Below are 15260 nucleotides of genomic sequence, written 5' to 3'. Positions count from 1 at the left end.
GGGACCGGCGTCGTGAGCACAGAAATTGTTCATCGCGCCACGCGATGCTGCCACCACAGCATCAGTGGCGCACCAAGTAGCTCGAGTACAGTGAAAGCGATGAAAGGCGGTAGCGGTGCACCGAGCATCGTCAGTGACAGCAGTCGCCCGGCGCCGCCCAGAAAGATCATCAGCCACAGCGCGCGGAACAGTACTGCTTCGCGTTCGATGCGTGGCACCAGCCACAGCACGGCAAGTCCGAGGCCCAGCCAGACGCCGCCGAAGAAGCGCAGGTTGCTGTCAAGCGTGACGTCGCGTGGCAGGTGCATCGAGGCGTAGAGCGGATCGTCCACACCCATCATCGTGAGCACGCCAGTGATGACGGGCACCAAACCCAGCAATGCGGTGACGATTTGCAAGTTGCGTCGGGACATGCTGCTTCTTCCGCCAGGTTAATAGCAATTGCGTGCCAGGTCAGGCACGCAGGCTGAGGATGACACCCGCCGCGTACAGCAGCGTCGCGAGGGCAATTCCCCGAACCGGCACTGAGAAGAAACAAAGTCGGGCCACAACGAGATAAGTCGCCAGCGTGACCAGCCCCAGCCCCTGCAGGAACGCCGACTGCCACAGCAGCGCCGTTTGCACCAGTGCGAGATAGCCGTAAACCAGCCCGAACAGAATGAGCCCCATGCTGTGGGTGATGTTGAAGCCGTGGTTCGCCCGCCACATGGTGGTCTGCCGTGTGATGACCGGATGCGTTTGCTGCATTGCCGCCAGCACGGCGGGATCGCGCGGGTGCAGCTTGTTGCCGTGCAGCGTGTAAAGCAGGTGGATGCTGCCGAACAGCAGCACGATGCCGGCACTGGTTGCGACGAGGGTGGAGGCGAGCATGTGGCGACCCTTTATGGATTATCTTTACAGGCGAAAGATTTGCCACATTCTTCCATCGCAATCCTTCTCGTGTCAAGATTACAACCATGAAGCCCCTGAAAGCAGAACCAGCGGCGCGCAAGAAGCCAGCCGCAGCGACAGCCGCCCCCTCCGGCAAGCACGCCCTCGCGCCTGAGCCGGCCCCCGAGCCGAAGCCCTACCACCACGGCAACCTGCGCGAGACGCTGCTGGCGGCGGCGGACGGGGTGCTGGCGCGGCAGGGCGCGGCGGGTATTACGTTGCGCGATGTTGCCAAGGCGGCCGGTGTGTCGCACGCAGCGCCGTACCATCACTTCGCCAGCCTTGATGAGATGCTGGCGGCGGTCGCCGAGCGCGGCTTTGCGCAGCTCGCGATGGCGATGGCAGCACCTGCGGGCGAGAGCGATCCGCGTGAGCGCCTGCTGCAGATCTGTGAGGCTTACGTCAATTGCGCCCGGTCACACCCGGCGCAATTCCGTCTGATGTTCGGCCCCCTGCTCGCCCGCAAGCACGAGTTCCCGACGCTGAAGACCGCCGCCGAGGGCGCGTTTGCGCAGTTATTGGCCGCCTCGACGGCGCTTGACGCCGGGCGCGGACCGGAACTGGCGCTGCTGGGCTGGAGTCTGGCGCATGGCCTCAGCAATTTGCTGATCGACGGTGCCTTTGACGGTCTGCCGATGGAGCTGCCCGCCGGGGCGACGCTGGCACGGCAGCTGGCGGCACGTGCCCTGGGCGAATTGGGTCGCTGACGTTGCAGCCGTCATGGTGTGGGGAAATTTCAGCTCATTGGCTTTTCGGCGGAAGCTCGTTTTGATAAGGGCTTTGCCCTGTAAATGACCTGTAGTCGACTTCTGCCATTTCCGCGCCCTCGCCCGCATCCGGCGGCGATTTAGTGAAAAAGTCATGCGCTCGGGCATCTCGTCAACCGAGTCGCGTGCTGGCGATCTGCCAGCCTCGACGCGCATAATTTCCGGCTCACTGCCGCGCTGGTTGACGGCGCGCCAGCCCCCTCCTGCAAGGCTTTCCATGAAACTGAAAGAACCCCTCCTCTTCCGGCAACAGGCGTACATCGACGGTGCGTGGTGCAACGCCGATTCCGGCGCCACCTTCGGCGTCGACAACCCGGCCACCGGCGAAATCATCGGCAACGTGCCCGACATGGGCGCCGCCGAGACGCAGCGCGCGATTGACGCGGCCAACGCCGCGCTGCCGGCGTGGAGCAAGCTGAGCGCAAAGGCGCGTGGCGCCATCCTGCGCAAGTGGTTCGACCTGATCGTGGCCAACGCTGACGATCTGGCGCAACTGATGGTGCTTGAACAGGGCAAGCCGTTCGCCGAGGCGAAGGGCGAAGTGGCCTACGGCGCCAGCTTTGTAGAATGGTTTGCCGAGGAAGGCAAGCGCGCTTACGGTGACGTGATTCCGACCCAGTCGCCGGACCGCCGCTTTGTGGTGATCAAGCAGCCGATTGGCGTCTGCGCAGCGATCACGCCGTGGAACTTCCCGATTGCGATGATCACGCGCAAGTGCGCGCCCGGCCTCGCGGTGGGCTGCACCTTCGTGGTCAAACCAGCCGAGCAGACGCCGTACTGCGCGCTGGCGCTGGTGGCGCTGGCCGAGCAGGCGGGCATGCCGAAGGGCGTGTTCAACGTCATCACCTGTGACTCGTCAAAAGCGCCAGAGGTGGGCAAGGTGCTCTGCGCGTCGCCGATCGTGAAGAAGGTGACGTTTACCGGCTCCACCGAAGTGGGCCGCATCCTGATGCGCCAGAGCGCTGACACGGTGAAGAAGATGGGCCTGGAGCTCGGCGGCAACGCCAGCTTCATCGTGTTCGACGACGCCGATATCGATGCCGCTGTCGAAGGCGCGATGGCCTCGAAATACCGCAACACCGGCCAAACCTGCGTCTGCGCCAACCGCATCTACGTGCAGGACAAGGTGTACGACGCCTTCGCCGCCAAGCTCACCGAGAAGGTGAAGCAGATGAAGGTGGGCCAGGGCTTCGAGGACGGTGTGATGCAGGGCCCGCTGATCGACGGTCAGGCGCTGAAGAAGGTGCAGGAGCACGTTGCCGACGCGGTGAGCAAGGGCGCCACCGTACTGACTGGCGGCAAGCCGCACGCCAAAGGCGGCCAGTTCTACGAGCCAACCGTGCTCGCCAACGTAACGCCGGCGATGCGCGTCAGCGTCGAAGAAACGTTCGGCCCGGTGGCGCCGCTGTTCCGCTTCAATACCGAAGAGGAAGTCATCAGTCTCGCCAATGCCTCCGAATTCGGCCTCGCCAGTTACTTCTACTCACGCGACATCGGCCGCGTGTGGCGCGTCGCAGAAGCACTCGAAGTGGGTCTGGTCGGCGTCAACGCCGGGGTGATCGCCAACGAAGTGGTGCCATTCGGTGGCGTCAAGCAATCCGGCCTCGGCCGCGAAGGCTCAAAGTACGGCGTCGACGACTATCTCGAGATCAAGTACATCTGCATGGGCGGCATCTAGCCGCCGGGCTGCGCTTGATCCGTGTTGACGTGGCTCGGGAGCAGAGCTAAATGTCAGGCCGGGCAACGATCACGCAGTTGCGTCCGCTCTGTTTGGCGCGGTGCAATGCGCGATCGACGCGGTCGAGGACGGACACGAGTGGCTCGCCCGCAGGCGCTTGTGTAACCGCGATCGACGCATGCAGGTGCTCGCCGGCCGCCTGATCGGACGGGATGGCGAGCGCGGCGACTGCTGCGCGCAATTTCTCGGCAATTGCGCCCGCGTTGCTCGCGGCCATGCCAGGCTGCCACAGCAGGAACTGGTCTCCTCCCCAGCGTGACACCATGTCGGTGCGCCGTACATTGCCCAGCAGGGCTTGCGCCACGTCGCGCAGCGCGAGATTGCCGACCAGCCGGCCAAAGCGGTCGTTGACGCCACGAAAGCCGTCCAGCGCAACGATGGCGAGCACGCCACGGGTGGCATGTTCGCTTTCCAGATTCCACTGTTCTTCGAGTGTGCGTCTGGCATGCCGCCGGTTGGCCAGGCCGGTGACCAGATCGCTGGCCTCGTCCGGCAGGCGGTCGGCCTGCTGGCGCGAACTGGCCAGCACTGCGTGCAATAACTGCGCAACCGTCTGAAACAGCCCGGCGCTGGTGGATTCGAAATAGCGTGCACGGGTTGAATAGACCGCCAGCAGGCCGCGCTCATCGCCGCCGCTGCTGATCGGTGCGATCAGCACGCTGCGTGCGCCGTAACGAGAGGCGGCGGCGCGCCACGGACCATGTGTCGCCGTTGGCGACAGGTCGAAAGTCCGGGTCGGCACACCGCTGGTGGTGAGCACTGCCATTGAGCGGGGTGATGCAAAAAAATCGGCGCCAATCGACAGCCGCTTCTCGGCCAGAATGGCCGGACCCACTGCCACCTGTGGCTCAACCACGGTCGCGTTCGGGTCCCCAAACCAGACCCACGCCATGCAGATATTGGGCGATGCGCTGACGATCGCCTCACAATAACGACGGGCCATGCCGGCCGGATCCGGACGCCCGATCAATTGCGCGCTGGTTTGCAGCAGCGCCTCGGCCAGCAATGCCTGCTCGGCCAGCGCGATGCCATCGGGCGAGCCTTCGCCCCTCAGCGACGACTTCTGGAACAGTTTCAACATGGTCTTCCGGTCTTATCCGGCAGCCAGCGTCCGTTCGTCTTGGTTTACTGCATCGCGAACCGGTACGGGCTTGCTACCGTGGCGGCTATCCTACTCCAATCGGCTGTCGACTTCTCGGAGTTATCTGACCACCTGCGGCAAATTGATTGCCAGCCGCGTCAGGCAGGCACTTCACTCAGTTGTGCAAACGGCAACTCCTGCTTGACCAGAATGACCGTGCACGGCGCCTCCATCGCCACCTTGATCGGGATGGTCGGTTTGAACGCCTGCAGCTTCAGCCCATGCGTCGCCGCGCCCATCACGATTACCGTCACGTGATTGCCGCGTGCATACTCGATGATCGCCCCCGGCACGTCGCCCGCCTCGATCACGTGGTGCGACACCTGCCGCCCTTCCAGATCAACGCCGCGTACCCACTGCTTTTGCCGTTCAAGGTGGTGACTGTGTACCCGGCTTTCGCTGCGCTCGGCGTCGGTGCTGCTGGTGTCGGACGGCGAAATAACGGTCACGCAGGCGAGGCGCGCACCCGGCCGCGAGCCGAGTGCCCGGTTCACTGCAACCCGTAGCGAGTACAGCGTGGCATCGGTGACATCCTTGTACGGCAGCGCCACCATGACGATAGGGACCTGATCAATCTGCTCCATCGGCAGCGGACTCGGTTTGTATTCCATACCCGCCGCCTTGAACCAGCGTTTGATATGGGTGCCGAGCGACGCGCCCTGCATTTCGTGGCCGCGATCGCCGATCTTGACCAGCGAGGGATCAGCAAGATCAAGCGCAAGATGGGCCGCCGACGGATATCGCTTCGCCGCCTCCGGCTCCAGGCAACGCAGGATGACTTCCTGCAGCCACGGCGGAATCTCGGAGCGCCAGGCCCGTGGCGGCTTCGGCTGCATCCACATGCGCTGGCGCAGGCCACCGGCAGTTTGTGGCTCGCCAAACGGCAATTCACCGGTGGCCAGCTCGTAAAGCATGACGCCAATGGCAAAGATGTCGCTGCGCGGATCGCCGCGCACACCGACCACCTGCTCCGGCGCCATCCACACCGGTGAGCCAATCGCCTTGCGCAACTCCTCCGCCAGCAAATCGGGATAGTGGCCGTGATAACTGAGCCCGAAGTCGAGCAGCACGCCGCCGCCAATGCCATCCTTACCGGGGCGAATCATCACGTTGGCCGGCTTCAGGTCCTGATGCACCACGTTCTGCCGATGCAGGCTGTGGGCGGCACTGGCGACCGCTTCACCCAGGCGGGCGATGGTCTCCGCATCCGGCTGGGTGCGCGTCTCGCGAGCAACGTCGAGCCAGTGCTGCAACGGCCGGCCCTCGATGTACTCCATCACCAGATAGGGCACACGGGTCAGGTCGCCCGCCGCCACGAAGCGCGGCACATGCGGGCCCGACAGCGCCTGCAGGATCTGCGCCTCGACCTCGAAGCCGACGATGTTCTCGGCGCCGTCGCCGGTCGCCATGCGTGGCACCTTCATCGCCATCCGGAATCCCGGATCGGGCGCGCCGTTGGCATATTGAACTTGATAGATGTGCGCCATGCCCCCCGAGTGGAGGTTGGCTTTGACCACAAACCCGTCGAGCGTTTCGCCCGGCTCCAGCAACTTCATTGACCCCTCGAAAGTCTTTCTGCAAAAAAATCCGGCAACCCTGCGGCACGGATGGCAGCGGCTGCCGCCGCATGGTCGTAGGCAACGCGCGCGAACGTGAGCCGCGCAGCATCACGATCAAACAGCGCGTACATGGCCTCCTGTCGCCCGTCACGCGGTTGCCCGACGGACCCGATGGTGGCGACCCAGCGCCGGTGCGCCGGCACCGGAATCGCGGCACCGGGCGTTGGCACAAACTCCAGCAGGCCCCGGCCCTGGCCCTGGTAGTACAGCATCTGTCGGTGCACATGTCCGCCAAACACATGGCGAATGTCGGCGGCAATCTCGGTGGCGGCTGCCAGCGACTCGCCGGCGCCGCGACCGTCGTGCACATAGTGCCAGCGCTCCGGGGAATCGACGCTGGCGTGAACCAGCAAGGTACTGCCGTCACGATGCAGGAGTGGCAGCTCGTCGAGAAACTGCCGTTGCGCTGCGCTCAGCTGCGCATGCGTCCAGGCAGCCGTCATTTCGCCCAGGGCGTCACCCGCCACGGCCGGTGGGCGACAGGCCAGAGCATCGTGGTTGCCCTTGAGCACCCAGGCACCATCGGCCGCCATCGCCATCACGCGCTCAACAACTGGCGCTGGATCGGCGCCATAGCCGACCAGGTCGCCCAGCAACGCAAACTGCGTTGCGCCGCGCGCGCGCGCGTCGGCGAGGCAGGCGTCGAACGCCTGCAGGTTGGCGTGGATGTCGGAGAGCAGCGCGAGCTTCATGATCGTAGCCGGCTCGGAATCCATCACGCTGGACGCAGTCACCGGTCAGTTGGGATTGTCGCTGCGATGATACGCGCGGTGCAGCGGGCGTTGTAGGCGCTTGACGCAGGTCAAGCCATCGCCTGCCAGCAGCGTTATCGTGGCCTGCCATCACCTCTGCATCCGGCCAGCATGACCACCCGCCACCAGCTCCGTCGTCGCTTTCTCGTCCGTCGCGGCGTGATCTATTCTCTGATCATCTCGATGCTGATCCTGCTCGGTGGCGGCTTCGGGTTCTGGCTGCTTGACCCGCATGTGCACACGCTGGCGGACGGTCTGTGGCTGGCGTTCACGACCGCAGCCACAGTAGGCTATGGCGACATGGTGCCGTCAACGCATGCGTCTCGCGCGTTTGCAGTAATCGTCGTACTGCTCGGCCTTGCCGTGCTGTCACTGGTCACCGCATCAGTCGCCGCCCTGTTTGTTGAAAAGGACGTGCACACCGAAGAGCGCGCTATCGAACGCGAGCTGATGCAGGAGATTCGCGCAGTGCGTGCCGAGGTGGCGGCGCTACGCCGCGAGCTCGGTCGCTGACAGGCCGCAACGTCCGGCAGCCGCCGCCGATGTGGCTCTGCTCCTAGTCGTTGGTCGGGACTGCGGGTGATGTCTTCTCGCCACGCTCATACACCACATGCGCGCGGCCGACGATCAGGCTGTCGATCTTGCCGATGGTGTCGGGGTTTTTGTTCGAATAGGGCAGCTTGCTCAGCACGTAGCGCATGGCGTTCAGCCGTGCGCGCTTCTTGCAATCGCTCTTGATCACGGTCCACGGCGAGTCGGCGGTATCGGTATCGAAGAACATCGCTTCCTTCGCCCGGGTGTAGTCATCCCACTTGTCGAGCGAGGCCTTGTCGATCGGTGACAGCTTCCACTGCTTGAGCGGATGGTTCTCGCGTTCCTTGAAGCGGCGGCGCTGCTCCTTGCGGCTGACCGAGAACCAGAACTTGAACAGATGCACGCCGCTCCTCACCAGATGGCGTTCAAATTCCGGCGCCTGCCGCATGAACTCTTCGTACTGCGCGTCGGTACAGAAGCCCATCACCCGCTCCACGCCCGCGCGGTTGTACCAGGAGCGGTCGAACAGCACGATTTCTCCGGCCGTCGGCAGATGCTGCACGTAGCGCTGAAAGTACCACTGTCCCGCCTCGGTCGGCGTTGGCTTCTCCAGCGCCACCACGCGCGCGCCGCGAGGATTGAGGTGCTCCATGAAGCGCTTGATGGTGCCGCCCTTGCCGGCAGCGTCGCGGCCCTCGAACAGGATCACCACGCGCTGGCCGGTGGCCTTGACCCAGGCCTGCAGTTTGAGCAACTCCACCTGCAGGCGGTACTTCTGCTGCTCGTAGTTGCGCCGGAGCATCAGGTTTTTGTACGGATAGCCGCCGTCGCGCCAGTTGTCGGCGAGCTCATCGTCCGGGTTTTGCTCTGCAATCTTCTGACCTTCGCGATCATTGCCGAGCAGGCGCTTGCGGATCGCCTTCAGGTCGTCGCTGGACGCGCCGTCAAGCAGGGCGCGCAATGCTTTCGCCTTGTCGCGGCCACTTTGCGCCGAGTCCAGCACCGATTGCACTGCGGCCAGTTGTGCGCCCTCGGCGGCCTTTTCCGCCTCGCGGGCAGCAAAACTCTCCAGTGCGGCGGGCCGCAACCGTGGCGCCGTATCACCGGCGGCGACCGGGCGAGCCAACTTACGCGGCCGACGCGCAGCGGGTGTGGTTCGCGCCATCGGCTTGGTGGTGGTGGGGCGAGTGGAACGGCTGGCCATGGCGCTTCCTTGACGATACAAACGGACGAGTATGCGGCTGCCACGGCGGTGGCTTTTTGACCTGAGTCAATCGTGTCGCGTGACCGTCACAAAACAGGGTTAATCCGCCGGTCGCTGGAAGAAAAGCCCGGCATCCCCCCAGCCATGCCAGGCGCCGGGCCGTTGCTGCACGGCGCCTTCGAGCAGCGCCACCGCCGCCTGCAGGGACGCGTCAGCGCTGCGGGTGTCGAGCGACACCACCTTCAGTTCCGGCTGCAGGGTGTCACGATTCCACTGTCCGATGAAGACGTGGATCGGCCGCTGTTGCCGATGGGCGAGCTCTACAAGACTCGGCGGGAAATACGCGGTCGCGCCGAGAAATTGCACTGCCGCCGATCGATCCACCAGCGGCGGTGGCAAGTCGATCAGCGCCAGCACGCTGTTGCCCTCTTTCCACGCTTTCAGCACGCCACGTGCCGCGCCACCCCAATCGGTGTAGATCAGCGGCGCGCCGCAGACACGCTCAATCGTCTTCATCCGCAGCGTGCCGAACCAGAGCAGGATCCGCTCCGACCAGTTGGCAGCATCCGGACCGCGCTGCATGACAATCGATATCGGCAGACCGAGCGTGCGCAGGTAGCGCGTGAGCCACCAGCCACCGCCGTAGTGGAAGGTGACAAACAGCGCCGGCGCCGCCAGCGTGGCTGGTGCTTCAACGCGCAGGTGCTTCGCCATCCAGCGGTCGCTGCGGGTGAGCGAGACCCAGAGATCGGCGTAGTCGGTAACGCGGGTAAGGCGCAGGTCCGCAGCGGCCTCGTCTGCATCGGCAGCCGGCATGCGGTCGCGGATACCGGACAGCAGCGCGGCGCTTTCCAGCCGGAACACCTCGGGGTTGCCGCGAATCCACGCCACCAGATGCCGGCGGATGAACATCGGTGACAGCGCGAATGCCAGCGGCAGCAGCACATGGTCACGCAGCCGCTCCCAGGCGGTCGTTGGCCCCTGTTGGGAGCCGCCCATTGACACCAGCGCGGTGCCGAACAGCACGCAGGCCATGCCGGCGATGACGTTGAAGGTGATTGCCTCGCCCAGCACCAGCCAGCCCCAGAACGCGGCGAAGGCGGGGAACAGGAAGGCGACGCTGGACGCACGCTGCGGGCCGACGGTCTTGATCAGATGAAAGAACAGCACGTAGCCTGCTACGGTGCAGAACACCGACAGCGCGAGTACGGCACCCCAGGCCTTGACCGACGGCATCGTTGCCGGCGCCAGCGCGATGCCGGGAAGCAACAGCCACACGGTGGCGCCGAGCACCATCCCGGTGGCCGACGCGACCTGCGACACCTCAGCGTCCGGGCCGTCATCGGTCAGGTAGTGCTTGATCAGAAAGCCGGCGGTCGCGTACATGCTCGCCGCAAGGGCGGCAGCCAGCATGCCGATGACGGCCAGCGGCGTCAATGCCACTGGCTGCAGCCCGACCAGCACCAGCACGCCAGCGAACGCGAAGGCAATGCCCAGCCACTTCAGCGCACCGAGGCGCTGCTTGAACCAGAGCCACGCGATCAGCGCGCTCCACACCGGGGTCGTCGAGTTGGCAATCGCGCTGTAGCCAGCCGGGATGTGCTGCGCGGCAAAACTGTAGGCGATGAAGGGAATGGCGGTGTTCACCGCACCAACCGCGAGATAGGTTTTCCAGCGCCGACCGAGCGCGAGTGTTTGCCGGAACGCCGTCACGATCACCAGCATAATCAGGCAAGCCAGCCCGACGCGCGCAGCGGCCATCGAGAAGGCGCCGAACTCGGGTACGGCGACGCGCATGAACATGAAGGCGGCGCCCCACAGCGCGCCGAGCAACAGCAGTTGCAAGAAGGCCCGGGAATTCACGCGACAGGCACCCGCTGGCGGTCCGAGAAGACACACCCACAGGCATTGGCTATTTGATGAAACGACCGCTGCATGCGGGCTTGCTGCTGAAAATTAACGAGGTCGACTTTGACAAAAAATGCTGCTGAGCCCTCGTCAAATAAGGGCTTTGAACAAAAGCTGCTAGCTACTTTTTCGCGGCTGCGACTTCTGCTGCCAGCTCGGCGCCAGATTTGTAATGGGCAACCCGGTTGACCGTGGTGCGCAACGTGCGCTGCGTAAACGCGTTGCTGCCCTTCACCTCTTCGTTCCAGTATTTGTCAGCCAGCTGGCGGTTGCGCGGCACGTCGAGCAGGAAGGCGTCTCGGGAGCCAGCGCCGCCGAAGATGTAGAGCTTGCCGTCGAGCATGCGCCAGGTGTCGGCGTCACCGCCCCACGGAATGGCGTAGACGATGCCGTTGGCGCAGTAGCCACCAAACTCGGGCAGATAACGCGTCGGCTCCTTGTCGAACAACGCCTTGTTTTCGGCCGACGAGAAATAGAACGTCACGTTCTCGTAAGTGCTCTTGATCGCCGGATTGCCCTGTTTGTAGGCGCTCTGGGTGAAGTAGGCCACCACGTCGGCGCCCTTCAGGATCACCCGGTCATTGCCGTCCATCGCCACCGCGTTGACCGGCGACAGCTTGCCACCGGGGCTTTGCGTGACCAGCGGCGCACAGCCGGCGAGGCCTAACGCCAGCGTCAGCAGAATGGTGCCAAAAAGAGTGGATTGAATGCGCATCAGTGGGCTCCTTCAGGGGAAAGGCATTGTAGGCGGCCGCTTGACCGGAGTTGCCTGGTCGATCGCTATCTCGAACGCCCTGCGGCGGCGGCCAAAAACATGCCCCGCGCCGGCAAAGCCGCAGGGCGTCAATTAACGATTCTTTACATCCCGGAAAGCCACGGGTAAGAACTTGCAGTTAAAATCATGCCATTGGAATAATTCAGCGGTATCCCTGCGCGCATGCGCAACGGTCCGCCCCAAACGCCTTGAAACTTGTTACGGTAGTTCTACGTAGCAGCGGGCGACCTCAGCTTCGCGACGCCCTGCAATCCCTTTGCCAGCAGGATCACACCCTGCTTGAGGTGCTCGTCGTCGACGTCACCGGTGATACCCACCCGGCCCTACCCGATTTGCCATGGCGTGCCGGGCACAGCGCCCGGATGATCGGCAGCGATCGGCCGTTGTCCCGCCCCCAGGCGGCGAACGTCGGGCTGGCGGCGGCATCGGGCGAGTGGCTCTGCTTTCTCGACGAAGATAACCATTACGACGCCGATTTCGTGTCGTCGATGCTGCGGCACGCACGTCAGCAACCTGGGCGCCTGCTGCTCTATGGTCACAGCCGGGAGCAAGCTGGTGATGGTTCAACCAAGCACGTTGCCGCATTGCCATTCAATCGGGCGCTGATGGCCAGCCGGCCGCTGTGTCACTGGTCGGCGGCGCTGATCAACCGGCGGGTGATTGCACTCGGCTGCCGTTTCGACGAACGCCTTGCCGTCTGCGAAGACCAGGACTTTCTGGCGCAGATCGCGCAGCACGGCGACTTTGCGCTGGTGCCGGTGACCGCCTTCAACCACCGCGCCGCCTCAGACACTGCCGAAACAGGCGACGATCCGGCTTCGCGCGACGGGCTTCGGCTGTCCTGCGAGACATTGCTGCAGGCGAGGTGGGCGGGCAGCAGTCTTCATCACACGTTGCGGGCAGCAGCGGGCAGTCAGTCGGGCGTTGCCGCCTACTTCCGGCATGACTTCGCAGGCGCCCGTGCCGCCTTTTCGGCGGCGCTGCAGGAGTACCCGGACGATCCGAACGCCCTGCACGGCCTCGGTCGCCTCGACTTCGAAGCACAGCAGCTGGAGAGAGCACGCCGGCAGGTTGAACGTGCCATCGAGATCAACCCGGACGCGGCCGAGTTTCGTCTGACGCTGGCACAAATTCTCGCGGCGACGGACGCCACTGAGTCAGCCCGTGCGGAAGCAATGCAGGCAGCGCGCGACCCGCTGCTGCGTGAAGCGGCGCTGGCGCTGTTGTCGCGACTGCCATCTCGCGAAGCGCCGGTAACCGCCACGCAGCAACCAGCGCGCCTGTCGCCCTGCAGTTGCGGCAGCGGCAGGCGGTACAAGGATTGCCATGGCAAGATCGGCTCGCTCACCAGCGAGTCCGAAGCGCCACGGCCCATCGACGCCAACGCCACCGTCATCCAGCAGGCCGGTGCGGCAATGCAGGCTGGCGAAGCCACTCGCGCGATTACGCTGCTCAGTGCGGTGTCCGTCAACAACGTCATCGATGCCACGCTGGCAATCGACGCCGGCTCACTGCTGCTTGCTGCCGGTGACGCCAACGCCGCCAGCCCGTGGTTCGCGCGGGCCTTGCAACTTGATGCCGACGGGCCGGCCCGCGCGCTGCTGCGTCAATGTTGCGAGCGACAGTACGCATCAATTTATGCTGATTCCGTGTACCGTGAAGCAGCGCATCTTTGCCGCCGGTTGCCGCCGGATACCGCATCACGGCCGCAACGCAGCGGCGATGCCATCCACATCGTGACCGATTTCGCAGGGGTGGGCGGATCCGAGCGTCACGCAATGAATCTGCAGCGAATTCTTGCTCCGCATCTGCCCGTCCGGCTATGGTCTACGACACCGGTGCATGTGGCATGGAGCGATTGCGGCATCACGCTGATTGACAGCGCCGCAGGCAACTTCCCGCGCGATGGCACGCTGGTGCTGATTGGTCAATTTGTTGCCCTCGGTGACTGGTTTGGGCAGGCGAGATTTCACCGATTGGTCATCCGTAACAATATCGATCAGCCGCAGATGTTGCTGCAGCGACTGGTGGAAGTGGAGCTGTACAACCGTCGGCTGACAGTGCAATTCACCTATCCGTCAGCACAATTCCGGGAGCGGGTCGGTCTGCCGGGCGCCGTCGAGTATTCGCTGACCGATCTCGATCGTTTTCATCCGGCCGTCCGCACGCGACGAACCCTGCGCACCGGTTTTACCGTCGGGCGTCACAGCCGCGACCACTACACCAAGCACCATCCGAACGACCCGTCGTTTTTCCGTGCGGTAGCCCGCGCCGGTCATCGCGTACGTCTGATGGGCGCGAGCGTCATTGCGTCGGCGCTGCAACACGACAGCAGCGACATCAGGGATCGCATCGAAGTGGTCCCCGCAGGCGCCGAGCCGGCTGCCGACTTTTTGGCATCACTGGACTGCTTTATCTATCGCGCCCATCCGTACTGGTACGAAACCGGCGGCAACGTGATTGCCGAGGCGATGGCGATGGCGATTCCGGTCATCGTCGTCGGCGAAGTGATGGGCATTGCCGCGCTGATCGAGCACGGCGTCAATGGCTTCTGCGTCGCCACCGAGGAGGAGGCGTTGGCCAAACTGACGCGACTGGCGAACGACGAGATGCTGCGCGCCCGCATCGGCCGCGCCGCGCGTACCCGTATGGAGCAATTGGCAGCCGAGCAGAACGACGCCATCGTGGCTTTTTACGCCGACCGCCCGCGCTCCGTCAGCACCTCGATGCCGCTGACGGCGAGCTGAGCACGGCGCTGCATGACCGCGTCAGTGCTTGCTGAGGGCTGCGGCGATCCGCTCGATGAATCCCGGCGCATGGGCTGAATCCAGCCAGCGCACAACCACAACGGCGTCGTGCGCCGGTTCGATCCACACGTAGTGGCCACCCGCACCGATCATGAAACTGGCCTGCGTTGAGGCGCCGGGGAAATTGCGACCGTCACGATTGAGCCACGTCAGCCAGCCGTAGAACGGCGCGATGGCGCAAGGTTCGGTCATACGCGCGAGCCACTGTGTTGAGACGACTTGCTCGTCACGGTGACGTCCGCCGCTGCGCATCCATTCGGCGATCCGCGCCTGATCACGGGCGCTGATCGACACCCCACCGCCCCAGTGCGTACCACCCGGCACGCTCTGCACGCGACGCTTGGTGCAGCTGGCATCGACGATCTCCGTCCACGCGTCGTCATAGCCTTCCCAGCGAAACCCTTCACCACCGCCCAGCGGTTGCAGGATGGTGTGCAGAAACGCCTCCGGCAACGGCTGGCGGAATAGATGCAGCAGCGCGAGCGACAACTGGTTGATGCGTACATCGTTGTATTCCCAGTAGGTACCCGGCGTATGCAATGGCCGCGCATCACCCTTCACACCGGCGGGCGGTCGTGGATCATGCGACACCGTGCGGTAGCGATCCACCGTGTCGGGCAAGCCAAAGCAGGTGCCTTCCCACTCGCTCGTCTGCTCCAGCAGATGTGCCCAGGTGATGCTCTGGTTGTGTGCTGAATCAAAACCGATGCCGGGCACGCGGGCAACGACCGGCTCATCGACGTCGGGCAGCAGCCCGCGCGCGTTGGCAACGCCGGCCAGCAGGGCGAGGTAGGTTTTGGCCACGCTGAACGTCTGATCGGCACGGTCTGGCGCGCCCCAGGCGGCCACTTCCACGCCCCGCTGCAACACCACGCCCGACACGCCACCGCGCATGTGGACCGGCCCGCGCAGCACATTCCACGGCGCCGGATCGCCATGATGCACGCCAAACGGCACCTGCCCCGGCAAGGGCGCCGCATGCGGGTCACGCGGCCAGGGCACTTCGTGGGATTGGGCGAACTGGATGGCGTCGGTGAATGCGTTCATTACGCCATTGTGCCGCGCCGGTTTCACGTCGCAGCAGT

General features: G+C 64.5%; 13 protein-coding genes. 4 read left to right on the top strand and 9 right to left on the bottom strand.

Annotated elements, in window-relative coordinates; all coding sequences use genetic code 11:
• Nucleotides 1-29: 29 nt before the first annotated feature.
• Together FKL89_RS00435 and FKL89_RS00430 are read right to left on the bottom strand one after the other, a co-directional pair.
• Nucleotides 30-413 (bottom strand): DUF4345 domain-containing protein, encoded by a 384-nt coding sequence (locus tag FKL89_RS00435; RefSeq protein ID WP_156860823.1) that lies wholly within the window; start codon nucleotides 411-413, stop codon nucleotides 30-32.
• 40 nt (nucleotides 414-453) lie between these two features.
• Nucleotides 454-870, bottom strand: coding sequence for an LIC_13387 family protein (locus tag FKL89_RS00430; protein ID WP_156860822.1), 417 nt, complete (start codon nucleotides 868-870; stop codon nucleotides 454-456).
• Nucleotides 871-956: 86 nt separating this feature from the next.
• On the opposite strand from FKL89_RS00430, the gene FKL89_RS00425 reads away from it, so the two are divergent.
• Both FKL89_RS00425 and FKL89_RS00420 read left to right on the top strand, forming a co-directional pair.
• Entirely contained in the window at nucleotides 957-1637 is a 681-nt protein-coding gene (locus tag FKL89_RS00425) for a TetR/AcrR family transcriptional regulator (protein WP_156860821.1), read from the top strand.
• A 277-nt stretch (nucleotides 1638-1914) separates the two neighbouring features.
• Nucleotides 1915-3375 carry an NAD-dependent succinate-semialdehyde dehydrogenase gene (locus FKL89_RS00420; protein ID WP_156860820.1) on the top strand — a complete coding sequence of 487 codons (1461 nt, stop codon included), beginning with the start codon at nucleotides 1915-1917 and terminating at the stop codon, nucleotides 3373-3375.
• 46 nt (nucleotides 3376-3421) lie between these two features.
• Here the strand turns inward: FKL89_RS00420 and FKL89_RS00415 are convergent, their stop codons facing one another.
• The 3 genes from FKL89_RS00415 to FKL89_RS00405 all read right to left on the bottom strand — a co-directional run bounded on the left by FKL89_RS00415 (nucleotide 3422) and on the right by FKL89_RS00405 (nucleotide 6887).
• On the bottom strand, nucleotides 3422-4516 hold the full coding sequence (locus FKL89_RS00415) for a GGDEF domain-containing protein (RefSeq protein WP_156860819.1): 1095 nt from the start codon (nucleotides 4514-4516) through the stop codon (nucleotides 3422-3424).
• 158 nt (nucleotides 4517-4674) lie between these two features.
• Complete coding sequence (locus FKL89_RS00410; RefSeq protein WP_156860818.1) at nucleotides 4675-6132, bottom strand: bifunctional serine/threonine-protein kinase/universal stress protein; 1458 nt, start codon at nucleotides 6130-6132, stop codon at nucleotides 4675-4677.
• On the bottom strand, nucleotides 6129-6887 hold the full coding sequence (locus tag FKL89_RS00405; protein ID WP_156864494.1) for a metallophosphoesterase family protein: 759 nt from the start codon (nucleotides 6885-6887) through the stop codon (nucleotides 6129-6131). Before FKL89_RS00405 ends, FKL89_RS00410 begins: the two co-directional genes overlap by 4 nt.
• Nucleotides 6888-7058: 171 nt before the next feature.
• On the opposite strand from FKL89_RS00405, the gene FKL89_RS00400 reads away from it, so the two are divergent.
• Entirely contained in the window at nucleotides 7059-7460 is a 402-nt protein-coding gene (locus FKL89_RS00400; protein WP_156860817.1) for a potassium channel family protein, read from the top strand.
• A 43-nt stretch (nucleotides 7461-7503) separates the two neighbouring features.
• On the opposite strand, the gene ppk2 is transcribed toward FKL89_RS00400, so the two are convergent.
• From ppk2 to FKL89_RS00385, 3 genes are all read right to left on the bottom strand, one after another.
• Entirely contained in the window at nucleotides 7504-8685 is a 1182-nt protein-coding gene (gene ppk2, locus FKL89_RS00395; protein ID WP_156860816.1) for a polyphosphate kinase 2, read from the bottom strand.
• Nucleotides 8686-8784: 99 nt separating this feature from the next.
• Nucleotides 8785-10548: an EamA family transporter gene (locus FKL89_RS00390; RefSeq protein WP_156860815.1), complete on the bottom strand. Its 1764-nt coding sequence runs from the start codon at nucleotides 10546-10548 to the stop codon at nucleotides 8785-8787.
• A gap of 166 nt (nucleotides 10549-10714) precedes the next feature.
• Entirely contained in the window at nucleotides 10715-11308 is a 594-nt protein-coding gene (locus FKL89_RS00385; protein WP_156860814.1) for a YHS domain-containing (seleno)protein, read from the bottom strand.
• Between the two features lie 248 nt (nucleotides 11309-11556).
• Here FKL89_RS00385 and FKL89_RS00380 point away from each other — a divergent pair, with 248 nt between their 5' ends.
• Nucleotides 11557-14115, top strand: a complete 2559-nt coding sequence (locus FKL89_RS00380; protein WP_156860813.1) for a glycosyltransferase — start codon at nucleotides 11557-11559, stop codon at nucleotides 14113-14115.
• 21 nt (nucleotides 14116-14136) lie between these two features.
• On the opposite strand, the gene FKL89_RS00375 is transcribed toward FKL89_RS00380, so the two are convergent.
• Nucleotides 14137-15222, bottom strand: a complete 1086-nt coding sequence (locus FKL89_RS00375) for a serine hydrolase domain-containing protein (protein ID WP_156860812.1) — start codon at nucleotides 15220-15222, stop codon at nucleotides 14137-14139.
• Nucleotides 15223-15260: the final 38 nt, after the last annotated feature.

Origin of the sequence: Casimicrobium huifangae, from assembly GCF_009746125.1 — a bacterium.
GTDB lineage: Bacteria > Pseudomonadota > Gammaproteobacteria > Burkholderiales > Casimicrobiaceae > Casimicrobium > Casimicrobium huifangae.
Note: the sequence above shows the minus strand (reverse complement) of the source record. Positions and strands in the feature narration are given on the sequence as shown.

Coding starts and splice junctions, on each gene's coding strand:
- FKL89_RS00415 (WP_156860819.1), bottom strand. CDS start 4,516: ATGTTGAAACTGTTCCAGAAGTCGTCGCTGAGGGGCGAAGGCTCGCCC.
- ppk2 (WP_156860816.1), bottom strand. CDS start 8,685: ATGGCCAGCCGTTCCACTCGCCCCACCACCACCAAGCCGATGGCGCGA.
- FKL89_RS00400 (WP_156860817.1), top strand. CDS start 7,059: ATGACCACCCGCCACCAGCTCCGTCGTCGCTTTCTCGTCCGTCGCGGC.
- FKL89_RS00385 (WP_156860814.1), bottom strand. CDS start 11,308: ATGCGCATTCAATCCACTCTTTTTGGCACCATTCTGCTGACGCTGGCG.
- FKL89_RS00375 (WP_156860812.1), bottom strand. CDS start 15,222: ATGAACGCATTCACCGACGCCATCCAGTTCGCCCAATCCCACGAAGTG.
- FKL89_RS00435 (WP_156860823.1), bottom strand. CDS start 413: ATGTCCCGACGCAACTTGCAAATCGTCACCGCATTGCTGGGTTTGGTG.
- FKL89_RS00405 (WP_156864494.1), bottom strand. CDS start 6,887: ATGAAGCTCGCGCTGCTCTCCGACATCCACGCCAACCTGCAGGCGTTC.
- FKL89_RS00430 (WP_156860822.1), bottom strand. CDS start 870: ATGCTCGCCTCCACCCTCGTCGCAACCAGTGCCGGCATCGTGCTGCTG.
- FKL89_RS00420 (WP_156860820.1), top strand. CDS start 1,915: ATGAAACTGAAAGAACCCCTCCTCTTCCGGCAACAGGCGTACATCGAC.
- FKL89_RS00410 (WP_156860818.1), bottom strand. CDS start 6,132: ATGAAGTTGCTGGAGCCGGGCGAAACGCTCGACGGGTTTGTGGTCAAA.
- FKL89_RS00425 (WP_156860821.1), top strand. CDS start 957: ATGAAGCCCCTGAAAGCAGAACCAGCGGCGCGCAAGAAGCCAGCCGCA.